This is a genomic window from Pseudomonas lini, from assembly GCF_001042905.1.
GTDB classification, from domain to species: Bacteria; Pseudomonadota; Gammaproteobacteria; order Pseudomonadales; family Pseudomonadaceae; genus Aquipseudomonas; species Aquipseudomonas lini.
Genome location: NZ_JYLB01000003.1, coordinates 789,675 through 807,828 on the forward strand (window position 1 = coordinate 789,675; position 18,154 = coordinate 807,828).

Sequence of the window (18,154 nt, forward strand, 5' to 3'; positions counted from 1 at the left end):
TCCTCCGCTCAAAAGGACTCCACATGATTGCTCTGCCATGGACTTATCTGGCACTTCTCTCCATGGGCTATGGCCTGGCTTTGATCTACGGCCAACTCGGCTGGCTGGCCGCTATCTCTTTCGCGTTGCTGCTGTTTGCCGGTTTCGCCGTTCGCCAACAACAGATTCCCATCGGCCGCTTCCTCGGCCACGGTTTGTATATCTTCCTGGCAGTGGCACTGGCAATGCACTGGCTTCCCGGTTTCTACAACGGTCGCGCCATTGATCCCCAGCGTTTCACCGACGATGCCGTGCCATTTGCGATGTACCTGAATCAGGACAAACCGCTGATCGGCTTCTGGCTATTACTGGTTTGTCCATGGATTGTCGGCCGGCGCTCGCTGCGATTGTCCGTTTATGCCACCGCCCTCGCCCTTACCGTAAGCGCCGTGCTGGCCTTGGGTGGCGCGCTGTTGCTGGGCGTGATCAGTTGGGCCCCGAAATGGCCGGATCAAGCCTGGTTGTGGGTGCTGAACAATCTGTTGCTGGTGACGCTGGTGGAAGAAGCGTTGTTTCGCGGCTACATCCAGGGCGGCCTGAGTCGGCAGTTCAAACACCTGCCTTATGGCGAAAATCTTGCCTTGTTGCTCGCCTCAATGCTGTTCGGCCTCGTTCATCTGGGCGCTGGCTGGCAATGGATGTTGTTGGCGAGCCTGGCCGGTGTCGGTTATGGCCTCGCCTACCGTTTCGGCGGATTGGGTGCGGCCATCGCCACGCATTTTGGTTTGAATTTGTTGCATTTCGGGCTGTTCACTTATCCGATGCTCGCTGGCTGACGCAACGGTCGTTTTGCGACGCGTTACTGATAAATGAAAAAAACATTTCAATAAATACCTGACGATGCCGACAACCTCTCAAAGCCTTGCGGATCGAAAAAGCCATGCGTAACAACCAGCCCATTACACAACGCGAACGGACCTTCCCCGCTCAGCAACGGTTGATTTCCACCACCGATGCCAAGGGCGTGATCACCTACTGCAACGACGCTTTCGTCGAAATCAGCGGGTTTTCTCGTGAGGAACTGATCCGTGCGCCGCATAACCTGGTCCGTCACCCCGACGTCCCGGCTGCGGTGTTCGCGCACATGTGGGGCACACTGAAACAAGGCTTGCCATGGATGGGCATTGTCAAGAATCGCTGCAAGACCGGTGACCACTACTGGGTTAACGCCTATGTCACACCGGTGTTCGACGGCAATCAGGTGATCGGTTACGAGTCGGTGCGGATCAAACCCACCGCCGAACAGATCCGCCGCGCCGAAGCGCTCTACCAACGCATCAACCAGGGCAAGTCTGCGGTTCCCTCTACAGACAAATGGCTGCCGGTGCTTCAGGACTGGCTACCGTTCATTCTTGTCAGCCAACTGAGCTTCATGATCGGCGCTACCCTGACATCTCAATGGGGCTTCGCCCTCGCCGCCGGCCTTTCGGTGCCGTTGGGCTTGATGGGTTTGAGCTGGCAACAGCGCGGTATCAAGCGTTTGCTGCGTCTGGCCGAACAGACCACGTCCGACCCGCTGATCGCACAGATGTACACCGACAGCCGCGGTGCCCAGGCACGCCTGGAGATGTCGATCCTCAGTCAGGAAGCACGCCTGAAAACCTGTTTGACCCGTTTGCAGGACACTGCCGAACACCTGACCGAACAAGCGAAACAGTCCGACGCCCTGGCCCACAACAGCTCAAGCGGCCTGGAACGTCAACGCGTCGAAACCGAGCAAGTGGCGACCGCTGTGAATCAGATGGCTGCCACCACTCAGGAAGTCGCCAGCCACGTGCAGCGCACTGCTGACGCCACTCAGGAAGCCAATCGCCTGACCGGTCGCGGTCGTGACATCGCTGGGGAAACCCGCGAAGCCATTCAGCGTCTGTCGGTGGTGGTCGGTGAAACCGGCCTGACGGTGACGCAACTGGCCAAGGACAGCGACGAAATTGGCGGCGTGGTCGATGTGATCAAAGGCATCGCCGACCAGACCAACCTGCTGGCCTTGAACGCTGCGATTGAAGCCGCGCGTGCCGGCGAGATGGGCCGTGGTTTTGCGGTGGTGGCCGACGAAGTACGCCAATTGGCGCAACGCACCAGCGAATCCACCGGGCAGATTCACGCCCTGATCGCCAAACTGCAGCAAACAGCCAGCACCGCGGTGCAAACCATGGAAACCGGGCATCGTCAGGCCGAAGAAGGTGTGGCCCGGGTGTTGGAAGCGGACCAGGCTCTGGTAGGTATCAGCGAAGCGGTGGCCAACATCACCGACATGACCACCCAGATCGCTGCCGCCACCGAAGAGCAAAGCGCCGTCGCCGAAGAAATCAGCCGCAACATCAGCAACATCTCACAACTGGCTGACCAGACCTCGGAACAGGCACAGCACTCGGCGCTGCTGAGTGAAGAACTGACCAAGACGGCGAATACCCAGTATTCGTTGGTGGAGCGGTTTAACCGCTGACAACAACGTCAAAAGATCGCAGGCTGCGCCAGCTCCTACATTTGAACGGCGTACACCCTGTAGGAGCTGCCGAAGGCTGCGATCTTTTGATCTTGCTTCTCACAAAAACTCAGCAACCTTCCTGGCTGTCGCATCCAGATGCTGCTCATGCGTAAACCCCGAAGCCTTCAACGGCTTCAAATCATGATCCCCTGCCGCCAACCAGAACACCTCGATACTCGGCGCCAGCGTGTAAGCCTCAACCGCCGCCCGATTACCCAACGCATCCCGCTCACCCTGCACAATCAACGTGCGAGTCTTCAACCCCGCCAGATGCTCGACCCGCGGCTTCTCTGGTTTGCCCACCGCATAAAACGGATACCCCAGGCACACCAGTGCATCCGCGCCCAACTCATCAGCCAACAAACTCGCCATTCGCCCGCCCATGGACTTGCCGCCAATGGCCAGGTGCCCAGCGACATGGCGTCGCACCACGACATACACCTCACGCCAGCATTCCTGCAGTTTGGGTGCAGGGTTCGGGGGGCGTTTACCGCCATCGATACGTCGCTGCGCCATATAGGGAAACTCGAAACGCAACACGTTGACCCCATGCGTGGCAAGGCGCGCAGCCATGTCGCTCATCCAGCCGCTGTCCATCGGCGCACCGGCTCCGTGAGCGAGAATCAGTGTCGCCGAGGCCGGCACTGAGGCGGCATTCCACAACCATCCATGATCCCGCACGCACTGCGCCCATTGATCCCCGTCAATACTGGCCTTGTGCTCTTTGTCCATGCTTGCCTCGCTTTTAGTCTGCCTATAACTCCAGGCGAAGGGAGCGTTGCCTCGCGCAAACGTTCTCACTTCGGCTGAACCGTGGATGGGGAACCATGAACACTTCTATCAGTACCGCCTACAACTACAAGGTGGTCCGCCAATTCGCCATTATGACGGTGGTGTGGGGCATCGTCGGCATGGGGCTCGGGGTTTTTCTCGCCGCCCAATTGGTCTGGCCTGAACTCAACTTCAACCTGCCGTGGACCAGCTTCGGCCGTTTGCGCCCGCTGCACACTAACGCGGTGATCTTCGCTTTCGGCGGTTGCGCCCTGTTCGCCAGTTCGTTCTACTCGGTACAACGCACCTGCCAGACCCGATTGTTCGCACCGAAAATCGCCGCGTTCTGCTTCTGGGGCTGGCAGCTTGTGATTCTCTTGGCGGCCATCAGCCTGCCACTGGGTTACACAAGTTCCAAGGAATACGCCGAACTGGAATGGCCGATCGACATCCTGATCACCGTCGTCTGGGTGGCCTATGCCGTCGTGTTTTTCGGCACGATCATGCAGCGCAAGACCAAACACATCTATGTCGGTAACTGGTTCTTCGGTGGATTCATCATCACCGTGGCGATCCTGCACATCGTCAACAACCTTGAGCTGCCGGTGAGTTTCACCAAGTCCTACTCGGTGTACGCCGGTGCGACCGATGCCATGGTGCAGTGGTGGTATGGACACAACGCCGTAGGTTTTTTCCTCACCGCCGGTTTCCTCGGGATGATGTACTACTTCGTGCCGAAACAGGCCGAGCGCCCGGTGTATTCCTATCGCCTGTCCATCGTGCACTTCTGGGCGCTGATCACCCTGTACATCTGGGCCGGCCCGCACCACTTGCACTACACCGCGCTGCCGGACTGGGCGCAGTCGTTGGGCATGGTGATGTCGCTGATCCTGCTGGCGCCGAGCTGGGGCGGGATGATCAACGGCATGATGACGCTCTCGGGCGCCTGGCATAAGTTGCGCAGCGACCCGATCCTGCGCTTCCTCGTGGTGTCGCTGGCGTTCTACGGCATGTCGACCTTCGAAGGGCCGATGATGGCGATCAAGACGGTCAACGCCCTCTCTCACTACACCGACTGGACCATTGGCCACGTTCACGCTGGCGCGCTCGGCTGGGTGGCGATGATTTCCATCGGTGCGCTGTACCACATGATTCCGAAAATCTTCGGTCGCACACAGATGCACAGCATCGGCCTGATCAACGCGCACTTCTGGCTCGCGACCATCGGCACCGTGCTGTACATCGCCTCGATGTGGGTTAACGGCATCGCCCAAGGCCTGATGTGGCGCGCCGTCAACGAGGACGGCACGCTGACCTATTCCTTCGTCGAAACCCTGGTGGCCAGCCACCCAGGCTTCGTCGTGCGACTGGTGGGCGGCGCGATCTTCCTCAGTGGCATGTTCCTGATGGCCTACAACACTTGGCGCACCGTGCGGGCCTCGCAGCCTGCCGAAGTCGCCGCTGCTGCGCAGATCGCCTGAGGAGGCCGCCATGAAACACGAAACGATCGAGAAAAACGTCGGCCTGCTGATGCTGCTGATGGTGCTGGCCGTGAGCATCGGCGGCCTGACCCAGATCGTCCCGCTGTTCTTCCAGGACGTGACCAATAAACCGGTGGAAGGCATGAAGCCCTACACCGCGTTGCAACTGGAAGGTCGCGACATCTATATCCGCGAAGGCTGCGTCGGCTGTCATTCGCAGATGATCCGGCCGTTCCGCGCCGAAACCGAGCGCTATGGCCACTACTCCGTGGCCGGGGAAAGTGTCTGGGATCACCCGTTCCTTTGGGGCTCCAAGCGTACCGGGCCGGACCTGGCGCGCGTCGGCGGTCGCTACTCCGAAGACTGGCACCGCGCGCACTTGTACAACCCGCGCAACGTGGTGCCGGAATCGAAGATGCCGGCCTACCCGTGGCTGGTCGACAACAAGGTCGATAGCAGCCACACCCAAACCAAAATCCGCGCCATGCGCACCCTCGGCGTGCCGTACACCGACGACGACATCGCAGGCTCAGTCGCCTCGCTCCAGGGCAAAACCGAAATGGACGCGCTGGTCGCCTACCTGCAAGTGCTCGGCACTGCCATCAAGAGCAAGAGGTGAGCCATGTCCATGCCCTTTGAAATAGTAAGCGAAATGAGCAGTGGAATGATCCGCGGCCTGGGCACGGTCGTGGTGTTCGTGGCCTTCGTCGGCCTGACGCTGTGGGTGTTCAACAGCAAGCGCAATCCGGAATTCGCCGAAGCGCGCCTGCTGCCGTTCGCCGACGAGCCGCAATCGGAAAACAGCACCCAACAAGAATCTGCCGCAAGGAGTACCCGGCCATGACCACCTTCTGGAGTACGTGGATCTGCGTACTGACCATCGGCAGCCTGATCGGCCTGACCTGGTTGCTGATCGGTACACGCCGAGGGGAAACCAAGGGCAGCACTGACCAGACCATGGGCCACAGTTTCGACGGCATCGAGGAGTACGACAACCCGCTGCCGCAGTGGTGGTTCATGCTGTTCGCCGCAACCTTGGTATTTGCCGTCGGTTATCTGGTGCTTTACCCGGGCCTGGGCAACTGGAAAGGCATATTGCCCGGTTATGAGAACGGCTGGACCGGTGTCCACGAATGGGAAAAGGAGATGAACAAGGCTGACGCGAAGTTCGGGCCGATCTTCGCCAAATTTGCCGCCATGCCCATCGAAGAAGTAGCCAAGGATCCGCTAGCACTGAAAATGGGCGGTCGCCTGTTTGCGTCCAATTGCTCGGTGTGCCACGGCTCGGATGCCAAAGGCGCGTTTGGTTTCCCGAACCTGGCCGACAGCAACTGGCGCTGGGGCGGCGATGCCGAAATGATCAAAACCACAATCATGGGGGGTCGCATGGCCGCGATGCCGGCCTGGGGAGAAATCCTCGGCGACGCCGGCGTGAAGAACGTCGCAGCTTATGTGCGTCATGAACTGGCCGGCCTCCCCTTGCCTGCCGACAACGGTGCCGACCTGCATGCCGGACAGCAAGCGTTCAGCACTATGTGCGTAGCCTGTCATGGGGCAAACGGCCAGGGCACTGAAGCCATGGGAGCGCCGAATCTGACGCAACCGGCCGGATTTATCTACGGTACAAGCCTGGCGCAACTGCAACAAACGATTCGTCATGGCCGCCAGGGCCATATGCCGGCGCAGAACGAACTGCTCGGCAACGACAAGGTGCAATTGCTGGCCGCTTACGTGTACAGCCTGTCTCAGGGGCTGAGCACCGAGCGTTTGCAGGCTGAAGGCAAAAGCGAATAAATCTCGTCCGCTCTGCTGCCGCATTCACCCGGATGCGGCAGTTCCCTGCCCCTTTGCGACGCATTGTCGCACCCTCCCTTGGTCTTCCTTTCGGTTCGCCGGATTCGGGTCTAAGCTTCCCTGCGATGCGGACTGGCCAGCGTCGGTTCCAGGTCGATTCAACCCGATGTGTTCGACGAATTTGCTCGATGACAGGCCGCAAAGGCTGGTAGACACCGGCTATCGTCCCCGTTGCCCTCTGTTACCCGATCGTCGTGTTTGAACATACCCCGTTACAACTGACCTGAACCCCTCGCCTCTTTCATCCGTTGCGACATTTTGTCCGAGGGCAATTTTGTCCTTACGCGGCGCATGGAAAGGCCGCAGAATCAGCTTTTGAAAGCATTGACCCACGTCATGGCGCGTTGCAATGACCCCCCGCTTTCTACATACTTGCGGCCGATTTTTACTCCTAATAAAACACCCAAACCGTGGAACCTTAGAATGAGCACAGCAATCAGTCCGACTGCTTATAACTATAAGGTAGTCCGCCAGTTCGCCATCATGACGGTGGTCTGGGGGATCCTTGGCATGGGGCTCGGTGTCTTCATCGCCTCGCAACTGGTCTGGCCGGAGTTGAACTTCGGTCTGGCATGGACGAGCTTTGGACGCCTGCGCCCGCTGCACACCAACCTGGTGATTTTCGCCTTCGGTGGTTGTGCTCTGTTTGCCACTTCCTATTACGTCGTGCAGCGAACCTGCCAAACGCGACTGATTTCCGACAGCCTCGCGGCCTTCACCTTCTGGGGTTGGCAAGCGGTGATCGTCGGCGCGATCGTTACCTTGCCGATGGGTTTCACTACCACCAAGGAATACGCGGAACTGGAATGGCCTCTGGCTATTCTGCTGGCCATTGTCTGGGTCACCTACGGTCTGGTGTTCTTCGGCACCATCGTCAAGCGCAAGACCAAGCACATTTATGTCGGTAACTGGTTCTACGGTGCCTTCATCGTCGTGACCGCGATGCTGCACATCGTCAACCACGCGTCCCTGCCGGTCAGTTTCTTCAAGTCCTACTCGGCTTACTCGGGTGCGACTGATGCGATGATCCAGTGGTGGTACGGCCACAACGCCGTGGGCTTCTTCCTGACCACCGGCTTCCTGGGGATGATGTACTACTTCGTTCCGAAGCAGGCCGAGCGTCCGATCTACTCTTATCGTCTGTCGATCGTGCACTTCTGGGCGCTGATCACCCTGTACATCTGGGCCGGTCCGCACCACCTGCACTACACCGCGCTGCCGGACTGGGCTCAGTCCCTGGGCATGGCGATGTCGATTATCCTGCTGGCACCAAGCTGGGGCGGCATGATCAACGGCATGATGACCCTGTCGGGCGCCTGGCATAAGCTGCGCACCGACCCGATCCTGCGTTTCCTCGTGGTATCGCTGGCGTTCTACGGCATGTCGACCTTCGAAGGCCCGATGATGGCCATCAAGACCGTCAACTCGCTGTCGCACTACACCGACTGGACTATCGGCCACGTACACGCCGGTGCCTTGGGCTGGGTAGCGATGATTTCGATCGGCGCGATCTACCACATGATCCCGAAACTGTTCGGTCGTGCGCAGATGCACAGCATCGCCCTGATCAACACGCACTTCTGGCTCGCGACCATCGGTACCGTTCTGTACATCGCTTCGATGTGGGTCAACGGCATCACCCAGGGCCTGATGTGGCGTGCAATCAACGACGACGGCACCCTCACCTACTCGTTCGTTGAAGCGCTGCAAGCCAGCCACCCTGGCTTCATCGTTCGCGCCCTGGGCGGTGCGTTCTTCGCCAGCGGCATGCTGTTCATGGCCTACAACGTATGGCGTACCGTACGTGCCTCGAACCCGGCTGAAGCCAAAGCTGCTGAACAGATTGCTGTAGTTGGAGCTCACTGATGAAGCATGAAGCAGTCGAGAAGAATATTGGCCTGCTGGCCTTCTTCATGGTTATCGCCGTCAGCGTCGGCGGCCTGACTCAAATCGTTCCGCTGTTTTTCCAGGACGTCACCAACAAGCCGGTCGAGGGCATGAAGCCACGCACCGCCCTTGAACTGGAAGGCCGCGACGTTTACATCGCCAACGGTTGTGTCGGCTGCCACTCGCAGATGATCCGCCCGTTCCGTGCTGAAACCGAACGTTACGGCCACTACTCGGTCGCCGGTGAAAGCGTTTGGGACCACCCGTTCCTGTGGGGTTCCAAGCGTACCGGTCCGGACCTGGCCCGTGTCGGCGGTCGTTACTCCGATGACTGGCAGCGTGCGCACTTGTACAACCCGCGCAACGTAGTGCCTGAGTCGAAAATGCCGGCTTACCCGTTCCTCGTGGAAAACAAGCTCGACGGCAAAGACACCGCCAAGAAAATGGAAGTCTTGCGCACGCTCGGCGTCCCTTACACCGACGAAGACATCGCCGGTGCCAAGGATGCTGTGAAGGGCAAAACCGAAATGGACGCGCTGGTGGCCTATCTGCAAGGCCTGGGCACCATCATCAAAAGCAAACGGTGATTTAGATGGATATCGGGATGATTCGTGGCCTGGGCACCGTTGTTGTGATGGTGGCCTTCATCGGTCTGGCGCTGTGGGTGTTCAGCCCCAAGCGCAAGTCGGAGTTTGAAGACGCGACCTTGCTGCCTTTCGCGGATGATCCCGAAGCCATCAAGCACGTCGAGCAAGCTTCTAGGAGTAACAAAGAATGACTACGTTCTGGAGTCTGTACGTCACAGTCCTCAGTCTCGGCACCATCTTCGCCCTGACCTGGCTGCTGCTGTCCACCCGCAAGGGCCAGCGCAGCGAATCCACCGATGAAACGGTCGGCCACTCCTTCGACGGGATCGAGGAGTATGACAACCCGCTGCCGAAATGGTGGTTCATGCTGTTCGTGGGCACCATTATCTTCGCCCTCGGCTATCTGGTGCTGTACCCGGGCCTGGGTAACTGGAAAGGCCTGTTGCCGGGTTACAACTACCTCGATAACGAGAAGCAGACCGCGTTCGCCAACGGCCAGACTGGCTGGACCGGCGTTCACGAGTGGGAGAAGGAAATGCTCAGGTCGGACGCCAAGTTCGGCCCGATCTTCGCCAAGTTTGCCTCCATGCCGATCGAAGAAGTCGCCAAAGACCCGCAAGCCCTGAAGATGGGTGGCCGCTTGTTCGCCTCCAACTGCTCGGTCTGCCACGGTTCCGACGCCAAAGGTGCCTATGGCTTCCCTAACCTGACCGACGCTGACTGGCGCTGGGGCGGTGATGCGGCAACCATCAAGACCACCATCATGGGCGGTCGTCATGCCGTGATGCCGGCCTGGGCTGCAGTGATCGGCGAACAAGGTGTTGCTGACGTTGCCGCGTTCGTGCTGACCAACCTGGATGGTCGCAAGCTGCCGGAAGGCACCAAGGCCGATCCGGTTGCCGGCCAGAAACTGTTCGCCGCCAACTGCGTGGCGTGCCACGGTCCAGCAGGCAAAGGCACCCCAGCCATGGGCGCCCCTGACCTGACCCACCCAGCCGGGTTCATCTACGGTTCGAGCTTCGCTCAACTGCAGCAGACCATCCGTTACGGCCGTCAGGGCCAGATGCCTGCGCAAGAACAGCTGCAAGGCAACGACAAGGTTCACCTGCTGGCGGCTTACGTCTACAGCCTCTCTCACGGTGAGAAGGCAGCGGACGCAGATGCCAAGTAAGGCAAACGCTTGACAAAAAACGGCCCCGTCAGATGACGGGGCCGTTTTCGTTTCAACTGGATAATCGCAGGTTATCGAACCTCAACCGTCTGGATCTCTTTGCGGCTTGGCCAGTTATTCTGGTTGACCTGAAACACCTTCAACGTTTTGCGATCCGTGGACATATCGGCGATCAGGTAGGTCTGGTTCGACGCCCCACCGCTCAAGAATACCGGCACATCCCCGAAGTAATCCCGTTTGTTCCATCCGTAGTAACTCCCGGGTTCGGTATGCAAATGCCCGGCAAACACCGCCGTTACCTTGTATCGCTCGATTATGGCCTTGAACCGGGCAATCTGTTCGGTACTGCCCTTCCAGCGATCCGGCTTGTGCATATTCAGAAGAATGATCTTTGCGCTCTCACGTGCGCGTTTCAGATCTTCCTCCAGCCAATCCAGAGACTCGGAAATCTGGTAACCCGTGGGCACTCCCCAATCCCAGGCGGTAAACCCGGCGGTATAGGTGGGCTCATTATGTAATTGAACAATGTGTACATCACCAAAGTCCTTGGAATAAGCAAGGCTACCGAAAATACCTTTTTTGACAGCACCTTCATCCGATACTCGCATATCCAACGCCGCCAACTTACCCAAGTAACGATTCTTGAAATCAACAATACTGCCGGCCGCACAATTATTCAAAAAACAATCATCGACATTGTTTTCATAATCATGATTCCCCAGGCCATAGTCATAAACACCCCCCAGCTGCTTATCCAGTATCGACCGGATCATGTCACGCTGGTAGCCGTGCCCGAAAGCGGTCATGTCGCCGTTTACCATGACCGGAATGTGTGCCGGGTCAACAGAATGATTACGCCTGAAGCTGGCGACATCGGAATATTGGGTCTCAATCAGCCACTTTGAACGCTGTTCCTTCTCCGCGGTTGTTTCATCCCACCCATGGTCGGAACTTTCAGTCCATGGATACTGAGGATCCGAGGTAAACACTAAATGCCGGGGCAGGTTATTATCTGCCGAATGCGCACCAAACGTAGCGACACATAACAATGCGCCTAATAGCGCATTGACTTTATTATCAAGAAGCATAGAAATCCATCTCTATTGAAGTTAGGTACAAGACACACCGTCTTGCCCGAGCAAGTTATGACAACTTAGAAATCAAAACAAATGTCTATCGCTTCAATATCAATAGTTGATGTTTCCCGCGAGCTCATTAGTGCGCTATCGGAGATAGCCAGATGCACCGCTGCGACCGACGGTCCCCCAACAAGGTTGCGAGCCCCTCAGTCAAGTAGTAACGTTCCTACATCGATGCTTTTGCAGGAGCCTACGCATGATGGCCATCACCACCATTTCCAGTCGTGAATTCAACCAGGACACAAGTAGTGCCAAAAAAGCCACCCGTCATGGGCCGGTTATCATCACCGACCGTGGCAAGCCTGCTCACGTACTGCTAAGCATTGAGGAGTACCAAAAACTGACCGGCATAAACGCCAACATCGTCGACCTGTTGGTGATGCCAGAAGCGGCAGACATCGAATTTGAAACCGAGCGTGCCGTCATCACTCATCGACCCGTGGATCTGTCCTGATGTTTCTACTCGACACCAACGTGATTTCTGAACTGCGCAAACCTCAGGCTGACGCGAATGTCGTCGCCTGGGCCAAAAGTGTTATTGCACCACGCCTGTTTATTTCGGCCATTACTTTGAAGGAACTGGAGACAGGGGTTCTTCGAATGGAGCGTCGTGACCCCGTTCAGGGAAAGGTATTGCGCACCTGGCTGAAGCGCCATGTGATACCGGCCTTCGATGCCAGAATCTTGCCGGTCGATGCCGCCGTGGCACTGCGCTGTGCCAGCTTGCATGTTCCGGATCGTGCCAATGAAAGCGACGCCCTGATCGCAGCAACTGCACTGGTTCATGGCCTTACGGTGGTCACCCGAAACATCAGCGATTTTCAATCCAGCGGTGTGGCACTGATCAATCCATGGGACGAATGAGTTCGCTGCCCCTGCAAAACCGTCCATAATTCACAAGTCAATTGATTCAAGTCATTACACCATCAATTGATTTCCCCCAACGCGACCAAAGGTCGCACCCTTGTGCTAGAGCTACAGGCGTATCATTGCGCCACTGCAACACCTCTTTTTGACCGCGGTTGGCACGTACTGACCGGGGCATTTTTCCACTGCCGTGGGATGCAATGATGAGCAATCAGATTCCGGTACACGACGTCACTCCGCCTGCCAAGAACGCGAACAACAGCGTCGACCTCTACGCCTCTCGAGAAAAGATCTACACCCGCGCCTTCACCGGCCTGTTCCGCAACCTGCGGATGATTGGCGGTGCCGGGCTGTTTCTGTTGTATTTCGGCACGGTGTGGCTGAACTGGGGCGGCCATCAGGCCGTCTGGTGGAACCTGCCGGAACGTAAATTCTTCATTTTCGGCGCGACCTTCTGGCCTCAGGATTTCATCCTGCTTTCAGGGATTTTAATCATCAGTGCCTTCGGCCTGTTCTTCATTACCGTGTACGCCGGTCGCGTCTGGTGCGGCTACACCTGCCCGCAAAGCGTCTGGACCTGGATTTTCATGTGGTGCGAAAAAGTCACCGAAGGCGATCGCAACCAGCGCATCAAGCTCGACAAGGCACCGATGAGTGCCAACAAATTCCTGCGCAAGTTCAGCAAGCACACAATGTGGCTGCTGATCGGCTTCGTGACCGGCATGACCTTCGTCGGTTACTTCTCACCGATTCGCGAACTGGTGATCGAGTTCTTCACCGGCCAGGCTGATGGCTGGTCGTATTTCTGGGTCGGGTTCTTCACCCTAGCCACCTACGGCAACGCCGGCTGGTTGCGCGAGCAGGTGTGTATTTACATGTGCCCGTACGCACGCTTCCAGAGCGTGATGTTCGACAAGGACACGCTGATCGTCTCCTACGACCCGCGTCGTGGCGAAAGCCGTGGGCCGCGCAAGAAAGGCATTGATTACAAGGCGCAGGGCCTGGGTGACTGCATCGACTGCACCATGTGCGTCCAGGTCTGCCCCACCGGTATCGACATCCGCGACGGCCTGCAAGTCGAATGCATCGGCTGCGCGGCGTGCATCGACGCCTGCGACAGCATCATGGACAAGATGGATTACCCGCGCGGCCTGATCAGCTACACCACCGAGCACAACCTGTCGGGGCAAAAAACCAATAAACTGCGTCCACGCCTGATTGGCTATGCCACGGTGCTATTGGCGATGATCGCGTTGCTGGTGACTGCATTCTTCATGCGCTCGCTAGTCGGCTTCGATGTCAGTAAAGACCGGGTGTTGTACCGCGAGAACGCCGAAGGCCGGATCGAAAACGTCTACAGCCTGAAGATCATGAACAAGGACCAGCACGACCACACGTATGTGCTGGAAGCCAAAGGCCTGCCGGACCTCAAGCTGCAAGGCAAGCGCGAGATCAAGGTCGCCGCCGGGGAGATTTTCAGTCAGCCGGTCGAACTGTCCAGCGCACCGGAACAACTGCCGTCGAGCACCAACGAGGTGACATTCATCCTCAAGGACGCTGACGACGCCAACGTCCACGTTGAAGCCAAGAGCCGATTCATCGGCCCACAAATTCGTTGAGAGAAGTGATCATGCCCGCAGCAACTGCCGCAAGTCCCTGGTACAAGCACCTTTGGCCGTGGATCATCATCGCCATCCTGGCCTGCTCAGTGACCTTGACCCTGTCGATGGTGACCATCGCGGTGAACAACCCGGACAACCTGGTCAACGACAACTATTACGAGGCCGGCAAGGGCATCAACCGCTCCCTCGACCGTGAGCTGCTGGCGCAGACCCTGTTGCTGCGCGCCAGCGTTCATCTGGACGACGTGACCGGCGAAGTCGACCTGCGCCTGAGCGGTAACAGCCAGCCGAAAACCCTTGAGCTGAACCTGATTTCGCCAACCCAGCCGGAGAAAGATCGCAAGATCACCCTGGCCCGCAGCGAAACCGAACAGGGCCGCTACATTGGCCAGTTGAACGACAAGGTCGACGGTCGCCGCTTTGTAGAACTGCTGGGCGTTCAGGACGACAAGACCTGGCGCATGTTCGAAGAAGAACAGGTCAGCCATGACAAGGATCTGCTGCTGGGTGATGAGCCATTGCAGGGTGCGGAAGACCTGAAAAAATAAGCCTTACCCTGATCGTTCCCACGCTCTGCGTGGGAACTCAGCCAGGGACGCTCCGCGTCCCAGCCGAAGCGGACGCGGAGCGTCCGGGGAGGCATTCCCACGCAGAGCGTGGGAACGATCATCGGAACACGCCCCATGACCAGTCCAACCCCCTGCTACCACTGCGCTCTGCCCGTCCCGGCCGGCAGTCGCTTCACCGCCGCCGTCCTCGGGGATACCCGCGAGTTCTGCTGCCCGGGTTGCCAGGCAGTGGCCGAGGCCATCGTGGCCGGCGGACTGGAAACCTATTACCAGCATCGCAGCGAGTCATCGGCCAACCCCGAAGCGCTGCCAGTGCAGTTGGTGGATGAACTGGCGCTGTACGACCGCGCCGATGTGCAACAACCCTTTGTCCGCCACGAAGGCGAACTCGCCGAAACCACCCTGTTGATGGAAGGCATCAGTTGCGCCGCCTGCGGCTGGTTGATCGAGAAACACCTGCGTGCCTTGCCAGCGGTGGCCGAAGCACGCTTGAACCTGTCCAACCATCGCCTGCACGTGCGCTGGGCCGACGCGCAATTACCATTGAGTCAGGTGCTCAGCGAATTGCGTCACATCGGTTACGCCGCCCACCCTTATCAGGCCGACCGCGCCAGTGAACAACTGGCCAGCGAAAACCGCCTGGCCTTGCGCCAACTCGGGGTCGCCGGGCTGCTGTGGTTCCAGGCGATGATGGCAACCATGGCCACCTGGCCGGAATTCAACATTGACCTCAGCCCCGAACTGCACACCATCCTGCGCTGGGTCGCGCTGTTTCTGACCACCCCGATCGTGTTCTACAGCTGCGCACCATTCTTCAAAGGCGCGATGCGCGACTTGCGCACCCGTCACCTGACCATGGACGTTTCGGTGTCGCTGGCGATCGGCAGTGCCTATATCGCCGGGATCTGGACCTCGATCACCGGGGTCGGCGAGCTGTATTTCGATGCGGTAGGGATGTTTGCGCTATTCCTGCTGGCCGGGCGTTATCTGGAACGTCGCGCCCGGGAACGCACCGCTGCCGCGACCGCACAGCTGGTCAATCTGTTGCCCGCTTCCTGCCTGCGGCTGGGTGCCGATGGCCAGAGCGAGCGGATTCTGCTCAGCGAGTTGCGCGTGGGCGATCAGGTGCTGGTACATCCCGGTTCGATTCTGCCGGCCGACGGCAAGATCCTCGACGGTCAATCAAGCATCGACGAATCCCTGCTCACCGGCGAATACTTGCCACAACCACGGACCCCGGGCGATGCCGTCACCGCCGGCACCTTGAACGTCGAAGGTGCGCTGACCGTGGAAGTCCTGGCGCTGGGGCAGGACACGCGACTGTCGGCCATCGTCCGCCTGCTGGATCGCGCCCAGGCCGAAAAGCCAAGACTGGCGGAAATCGCCGACCGCGCCGCCCAATGGTTTTTGCTGTTGTCACTTATCGCGGTGGCCGCCATTGGCCTGCTGTGGTGGGAACTGGACTCTTCGCGAGCCTTCTGGATTGTCCTGGCGATGCTCGTTGCCACGTGCCCATGCGCCTTGTCACTGGCCACTCCAACCGCCCTCACCGCCGCCACCGGCACGCTGCACAAGCTCGGTCTGTTGTTGACGCGCGGCCATGTGCTGGAAGGCCTGAACCAGATCGACACGGTGATTTTCGACAAGACCGGCACCCTCACCGAAGGTCGCCTGGCCTTGCGTTCGATCCGGCCGCTTGGGGCCCTGACCAGCGATCAATGCCTGAGCCTCGCCGCCGCCCTGGAAAACCGTTCCGAGCACCCGATCGCCCGAGCCTTTGGCCGCGCACCGCTGGCCGCCGAAGAAGTTCACAGCACGCCGGGCCTGGGTCTGGAGGGGTTGGTCGGCGCACAACGCCTGCGCATTGGCCAGCCAGGGTTTGTCTGCGAACTCAGCGGCGCTCAAACGCCAGTAATGCCCGATGAACCCGGCCAATGGCTGTTGCTCGGCGACAGCCAAGGGCCGCTGGCATGGTTCGTACTCGATGACCGTTTACGCGCCGACACACCCGCCCTGCTGGCGGCCTGCAAGGCTCGCGGCTGGCGCACGTTGCTGCTGTCCGGCGACAGCTCCCCGATGGTCGCCAGCGTCGCTGCCGAATTGGGCATCGACGAGGCCCGTGGCGGTTTGCGTCCGGACGATAAACTGCAGGTGCTGCAACAGCTGCACAAGGAAGGCCGCAAGGTGTTGATGCTCGGTGACGGGGTCAACGATGTGCCGGTGCTGGCCGCCGCCGACATCAGCGTGGCGATGGGGTCGGCCACCGATCTGGCGAAAACCAGTGCCGACGCGGTGCTGCTGTCGAACCGACTCGACGCGCTGGTGCAAGCCTTCAGCCTGGCTCGTCGTACCCGTCGGGTCATCATCGAGAACTTGCTGTGGGCAGCGCTGTACAATGGCCTCATGCTGCCGTTCGCTGCCCTTGGCTGGATCACTCCGGTATGGGCCGCGGTCGGCATGTCGATCAGTTCGTTGACCGTGGTGCTGAATGCCCTGCGCCTGACTCGCCTGCCGAGCGCGCCGGCTGCCGGCACCACGCCAGAAACCCGCCCGCTGCCGGCCTGAGCCGCGCGGGCATGGAGTCCAGATGCCAGCTCTCTACGTGATGATCCCGGCCGCGCTGCTGATCGTGGCCATCGCTATCTATATCTTCTTCTGGGCGGTCGACAGCGGTCAGTACGACGACCTCGACGGCCCGGCCCACAGCATTCTGTTCGACGATCAGGACCCGAACCACAAGGCAGCGGTCGACGAGGCCAGCGGCCATCCGGCCAAACCGGACGACAAGGCGCCGCCCCATGCTTGAATTGGCGCCACTGTTGCTGTCTGCGCTGATCCTCGGTCTGCTCGGCGGCGGGCATTGCCTGGGCATGTGCGGCGGCTTGATGGGCGCGTTGACCCTGGCGATCCCCAAGGAACAACGCAGCCGACGCTTTCGACTATTGCTGGCCTACAACCTGGGGCGAATTCTCAGCTACGCTGCCGCCGGTCTTCTGATCGGCCTGGCCGGCTGGGCCGTGGCCAATAGCCCGGCGGCGATGTTCATGCGCATCCTCGCCGGACTGCTGCTGATCGCCATGGGTCTGTACCTGGCCGGTTGGTGGAGCGGCCTGACCCGCATCGAAAGCCTCGGCCGTGGCCTGTGGCGGCATATCCAGCCGGTGGCCAACACACTATTGCCCGTGTCGAACCTGCCCCGCGCCCTGCTACTGGGCGCACTGTGGGGCTGGCTGCCATGTGGGCTGGTTTACAGCACATTGCTGTGGTCGGCGAGCCAGGGCAATGCACTGGACAGTGCGTTGCTGATGCTGGCATTCGGGCTGGGTACCTGGCCGGTGCTGCTCGCCACAGGGCTGGCTGCCGAGCGTGTCACGGCGTTGTTGCGCAAACGCAGCGTCCGCATGACCGGTGGCTTGCTGGTGATGGTGTTCGGCATCTGGACCTTACCGGGGCCGCATCAACATTGGCTCATGGGGCATTAGATCGGCAGTGGCCCCATCGCGGGCAAGACTCGCTCCTACAGGAGTTCGCGATCCCTTGTAGGAGCGAGGCTGTTGTGGTCGAATGTTTTTAGACCATGATGTAGGAGCGTCGATCTAAGGAAGCATCATGGGTTATCGGGTTGTAACGTCAGAGGAAAAAGCAGAAGCCATTCGCTTGGTTGTGGAGATGCATTACT

Annotated in this window: 19 protein-coding genes; 17 read left to right on the forward strand and 2 right to left on the reverse strand. The window is 59.3% G+C overall.

Going from position 1 to position 18,154, the window contains the following annotated elements; all coding sequences use genetic code 11:
- Nucleotides 1-23 precede the first annotated feature (23 nt).
- Together TU81_RS12190 and TU81_RS12195 are read left to right on the forward strand one after the other, a co-directional pair.
- A complete protein-coding gene (locus tag TU81_RS12190) occupies nucleotides 24-815 on the forward strand; it encodes a CPBP family intramembrane glutamic endopeptidase (protein WP_048395279.1) in 792 nt (263 codons plus the stop codon).
- Between the two features lie 104 nt (nucleotides 816-919).
- Nucleotides 920-2,485 carry a methyl-accepting chemotaxis protein gene (locus TU81_RS12195; RefSeq protein WP_038979962.1) on the forward strand — a complete coding sequence of 522 codons (1,566 nt, stop codon included), beginning with the start codon at nucleotides 920-922 and terminating at the stop codon, nucleotides 2,483-2,485.
- Between the two features lie 99 nt (nucleotides 2,486-2,584).
- On the opposite strand, the gene TU81_RS12200 is transcribed toward TU81_RS12195, so the two are convergent.
- The gene (locus TU81_RS12200) at nucleotides 2,585-3,259 is read right to left on the reverse strand and encodes an alpha/beta family hydrolase (RefSeq protein ID WP_048395282.1); all 675 of its coding nucleotides are present in this window, start codon (nucleotides 3,257-3,259) and stop codon (nucleotides 2,585-2,587) included.
- A 95-nt stretch (nucleotides 3,260-3,354) separates the two neighbouring features.
- On the opposite strand from TU81_RS12200, the gene ccoN (TU81_RS12205) reads away from it, so the two are divergent.
- The 8 genes from ccoN (TU81_RS12205) to ccoP (TU81_RS12240) all read left to right on the forward strand — a co-directional run bounded on the left by ccoN (TU81_RS12205) (nucleotide 3,355) and on the right by ccoP (TU81_RS12240) (nucleotide 10,278).
- Nucleotides 3,355-4,779, forward strand: a complete 1,425-nt coding sequence (gene ccoN / locus TU81_RS12205; RefSeq protein ID WP_048395285.1) for a cytochrome-c oxidase, cbb3-type subunit I — start codon at nucleotides 3,355-3,357, stop codon at nucleotides 4,777-4,779.
- A gap of 10 nt (nucleotides 4,780-4,789) precedes the next feature.
- Nucleotides 4,790-5,398 carry a cytochrome-c oxidase, cbb3-type subunit II gene (gene ccoO / locus TU81_RS12210; RefSeq protein ID WP_038979959.1) on the forward strand — a complete coding sequence of 203 codons (609 nt, stop codon included), beginning with the start codon at nucleotides 4,790-4,792 and terminating at the stop codon, nucleotides 5,396-5,398.
- Between the two features lie 21 nt (nucleotides 5,399-5,419).
- Nucleotides 5,420-5,623, forward strand: a complete 204-nt coding sequence (locus TU81_RS12215; protein WP_048395367.1) for a cbb3-type cytochrome oxidase subunit 3 — start codon at nucleotides 5,420-5,422, stop codon at nucleotides 5,621-5,623.
- Nucleotides 5,620-6,573, forward strand: a complete 954-nt coding sequence (gene ccoP, locus TU81_RS12220) for a cytochrome-c oxidase, cbb3-type subunit III (protein ID WP_048395288.1) — start codon at nucleotides 5,620-5,622, stop codon at nucleotides 6,571-6,573. The genes TU81_RS12215 and ccoP (TU81_RS12220) overlap by 4 nt, the downstream gene beginning before the upstream one ends.
- A gap of 483 nt (nucleotides 6,574-7,056) precedes the next feature.
- The gene (gene ccoN, locus TU81_RS12225; RefSeq protein WP_038979957.1) at nucleotides 7,057-8,499 is read left to right on the forward strand and encodes a cytochrome-c oxidase, cbb3-type subunit I; all 1,443 of its coding nucleotides are present in this window, start codon (nucleotides 7,057-7,059) and stop codon (nucleotides 8,497-8,499) included.
- Complete coding sequence (gene ccoO / locus TU81_RS12230; RefSeq protein WP_007905434.1) at nucleotides 8,499-9,107, forward strand: cytochrome-c oxidase, cbb3-type subunit II; 609 nt, start codon at nucleotides 8,499-8,501, stop codon at nucleotides 9,105-9,107. The genes ccoN (TU81_RS12225) and ccoO (TU81_RS12230) overlap by 1 nt, the downstream gene beginning before the upstream one ends.
- A 5-nt stretch (nucleotides 9,108-9,112) precedes the next feature.
- The gene (locus tag TU81_RS12235; RefSeq protein ID WP_003175465.1) at nucleotides 9,113-9,298 is read left to right on the forward strand and encodes a CcoQ/FixQ family Cbb3-type cytochrome c oxidase assembly chaperone; all 186 of its coding nucleotides are present in this window, start codon (nucleotides 9,113-9,115) and stop codon (nucleotides 9,296-9,298) included.
- On the forward strand, nucleotides 9,295-10,278 hold the full coding sequence (gene ccoP / locus TU81_RS12240; RefSeq protein ID WP_048395290.1) for a cytochrome-c oxidase, cbb3-type subunit III: 984 nt from the start codon (nucleotides 9,295-9,297) through the stop codon (nucleotides 10,276-10,278). The genes TU81_RS12235 and ccoP (TU81_RS12240) overlap by 4 nt, the downstream gene beginning before the upstream one ends.
- A 71-nt stretch (nucleotides 10,279-10,349) precedes the next feature.
- Here the strand turns inward: ccoP (TU81_RS12240) and TU81_RS12245 are convergent, their stop codons facing one another.
- The gene (locus tag TU81_RS12245; protein WP_053078292.1) at nucleotides 10,350-11,366 is read right to left on the reverse strand and encodes a metallophosphoesterase family protein; all 1,017 of its coding nucleotides are present in this window, start codon (nucleotides 11,364-11,366) and stop codon (nucleotides 10,350-10,352) included.
- 250 nt (nucleotides 11,367-11,616) lie between these two features.
- Between TU81_RS12245 and TU81_RS12250 the strand changes: the two genes are divergently transcribed.
- The 7 genes from TU81_RS12250 (at nucleotide 11,617) to TU81_RS12280 (ending at nucleotide 17,957) form a co-directional block, all read left to right on the forward strand.
- Nucleotides 11,617-11,871 carry a type II toxin-antitoxin system Phd/YefM family antitoxin gene (locus TU81_RS12250; protein WP_038980251.1) on the forward strand — a complete coding sequence of 85 codons (255 nt, stop codon included), beginning with the start codon at nucleotides 11,617-11,619 and terminating at the stop codon, nucleotides 11,869-11,871.
- Nucleotides 11,871-12,281, forward strand: coding sequence for a type II toxin-antitoxin system VapC family toxin (locus TU81_RS12255; RefSeq protein ID WP_048395292.1), 411 nt, complete (start codon nucleotides 11,871-11,873; stop codon nucleotides 12,279-12,281). The genes TU81_RS12250 and TU81_RS12255 overlap by 1 nt, the downstream gene beginning before the upstream one ends.
- Nucleotides 12,282-12,487: 206 nt before the next feature.
- Complete coding sequence (gene ccoG / locus TU81_RS12260; RefSeq protein WP_038979953.1) at nucleotides 12,488-13,903, forward strand: cytochrome c oxidase accessory protein CcoG; 1,416 nt, start codon at nucleotides 12,488-12,490, stop codon at nucleotides 13,901-13,903.
- Between the two features lie 11 nt (nucleotides 13,904-13,914).
- Nucleotides 13,915-14,454: a FixH family protein gene (locus TU81_RS12265; protein ID WP_038979952.1), complete on the forward strand. Its 540-nt coding sequence runs from the start codon at nucleotides 13,915-13,917 to the stop codon at nucleotides 14,452-14,454.
- Nucleotides 14,455-14,589: 135 nt separating this feature from the next.
- Nucleotides 14,590-17,040, forward strand: coding sequence for a heavy metal translocating P-type ATPase (locus TU81_RS12270; RefSeq protein WP_048395294.1), 2,451 nt, complete (start codon nucleotides 14,590-14,592; stop codon nucleotides 17,038-17,040).
- A gap of 22 nt (nucleotides 17,041-17,062) precedes the next feature.
- Nucleotides 17,063-17,281, forward strand: coding sequence for a cbb3-type cytochrome oxidase assembly protein CcoS (gene ccoS, locus TU81_RS12275; protein ID WP_007905420.1), 219 nt, complete (start codon nucleotides 17,063-17,065; stop codon nucleotides 17,279-17,281).
- Complete coding sequence (locus TU81_RS12280; RefSeq protein WP_048395296.1) at nucleotides 17,274-17,957, forward strand: sulfite exporter TauE/SafE family protein; 684 nt, start codon at nucleotides 17,274-17,276, stop codon at nucleotides 17,955-17,957. The genes ccoS and TU81_RS12280 overlap by 8 nt, the downstream gene beginning before the upstream one ends.
- Nucleotides 17,958-18,154 lie beyond the last annotated feature (197 nt).

What these genes read in the sequence shown, in the direction of transcription:
- TU81_RS12190 (WP_048395279.1), top strand. Translation starts at nt 24, where the DNA reads ATGATTGCTCTGCCATGGACTTATCTGGCACTTCTCTCCATGGGCTAT.
- TU81_RS12195 (WP_038979962.1), top strand. Translation starts at nt 920, where the DNA reads ATGCGTAACAACCAGCCCATTACACAACGCGAACGGACCTTCCCCGCT.
- TU81_RS12200 (WP_048395282.1), bottom strand. Translation starts at nt 3,259, where the DNA reads ATGGACAAAGAGCACAAGGCCAGTATTGACGGGGATCAATGGGCGCAG.
- ccoN (WP_048395285.1), top strand. Translation starts at nt 3,355, where the DNA reads ATGAACACTTCTATCAGTACCGCCTACAACTACAAGGTGGTCCGCCAA.
- ccoO (WP_038979959.1), top strand. Translation starts at nt 4,790, where the DNA reads ATGAAACACGAAACGATCGAGAAAAACGTCGGCCTGCTGATGCTGCTG.
- ccoP (WP_048395288.1), top strand. Translation starts at nt 5,620, where the DNA reads ATGACCACCTTCTGGAGTACGTGGATCTGCGTACTGACCATCGGCAGC.
- ccoN (WP_038979957.1), top strand. Translation starts at nt 7,057, where the DNA reads ATGAGCACAGCAATCAGTCCGACTGCTTATAACTATAAGGTAGTCCGC.
- ccoO (WP_007905434.1), top strand. Translation starts at nt 8,499, where the DNA reads ATGAAGCATGAAGCAGTCGAGAAGAATATTGGCCTGCTGGCCTTCTTC.
- TU81_RS12235 (WP_003175465.1), top strand. Translation starts at nt 9,113, where the DNA reads ATGGATATCGGGATGATTCGTGGCCTGGGCACCGTTGTTGTGATGGTG.
- ccoP (WP_048395290.1), top strand. Translation starts at nt 9,295, where the DNA reads ATGACTACGTTCTGGAGTCTGTACGTCACAGTCCTCAGTCTCGGCACC.
- TU81_RS12245 (WP_053078292.1), bottom strand. Translation starts at nt 11,366, where the DNA reads ATGCTTCTTGATAATAAAGTCAATGCGCTATTAGGCGCATTGTTATGT.
- TU81_RS12250 (WP_038980251.1), top strand. Translation starts at nt 11,617, where the DNA reads ATGGCCATCACCACCATTTCCAGTCGTGAATTCAACCAGGACACAAGT.
- TU81_RS12255 (WP_048395292.1), top strand. Translation starts at nt 11,871, where the DNA reads ATGTTTCTACTCGACACCAACGTGATTTCTGAACTGCGCAAACCTCAG.
- ccoG (WP_038979953.1), top strand. Translation starts at nt 12,488, where the DNA reads ATGAGCAATCAGATTCCGGTACACGACGTCACTCCGCCTGCCAAGAAC.
- TU81_RS12265 (WP_038979952.1), top strand. Translation starts at nt 13,915, where the DNA reads ATGCCCGCAGCAACTGCCGCAAGTCCCTGGTACAAGCACCTTTGGCCG.
- TU81_RS12270 (WP_048395294.1), top strand. Translation starts at nt 14,590, where the DNA reads ATGACCAGTCCAACCCCCTGCTACCACTGCGCTCTGCCCGTCCCGGCC.
- ccoS (WP_007905420.1), top strand. Translation starts at nt 17,063, where the DNA reads ATGCCAGCTCTCTACGTGATGATCCCGGCCGCGCTGCTGATCGTGGCC.
- TU81_RS12280 (WP_048395296.1), top strand. Translation starts at nt 17,274, where the DNA reads ATGCTTGAATTGGCGCCACTGTTGCTGTCTGCGCTGATCCTCGGTCTG.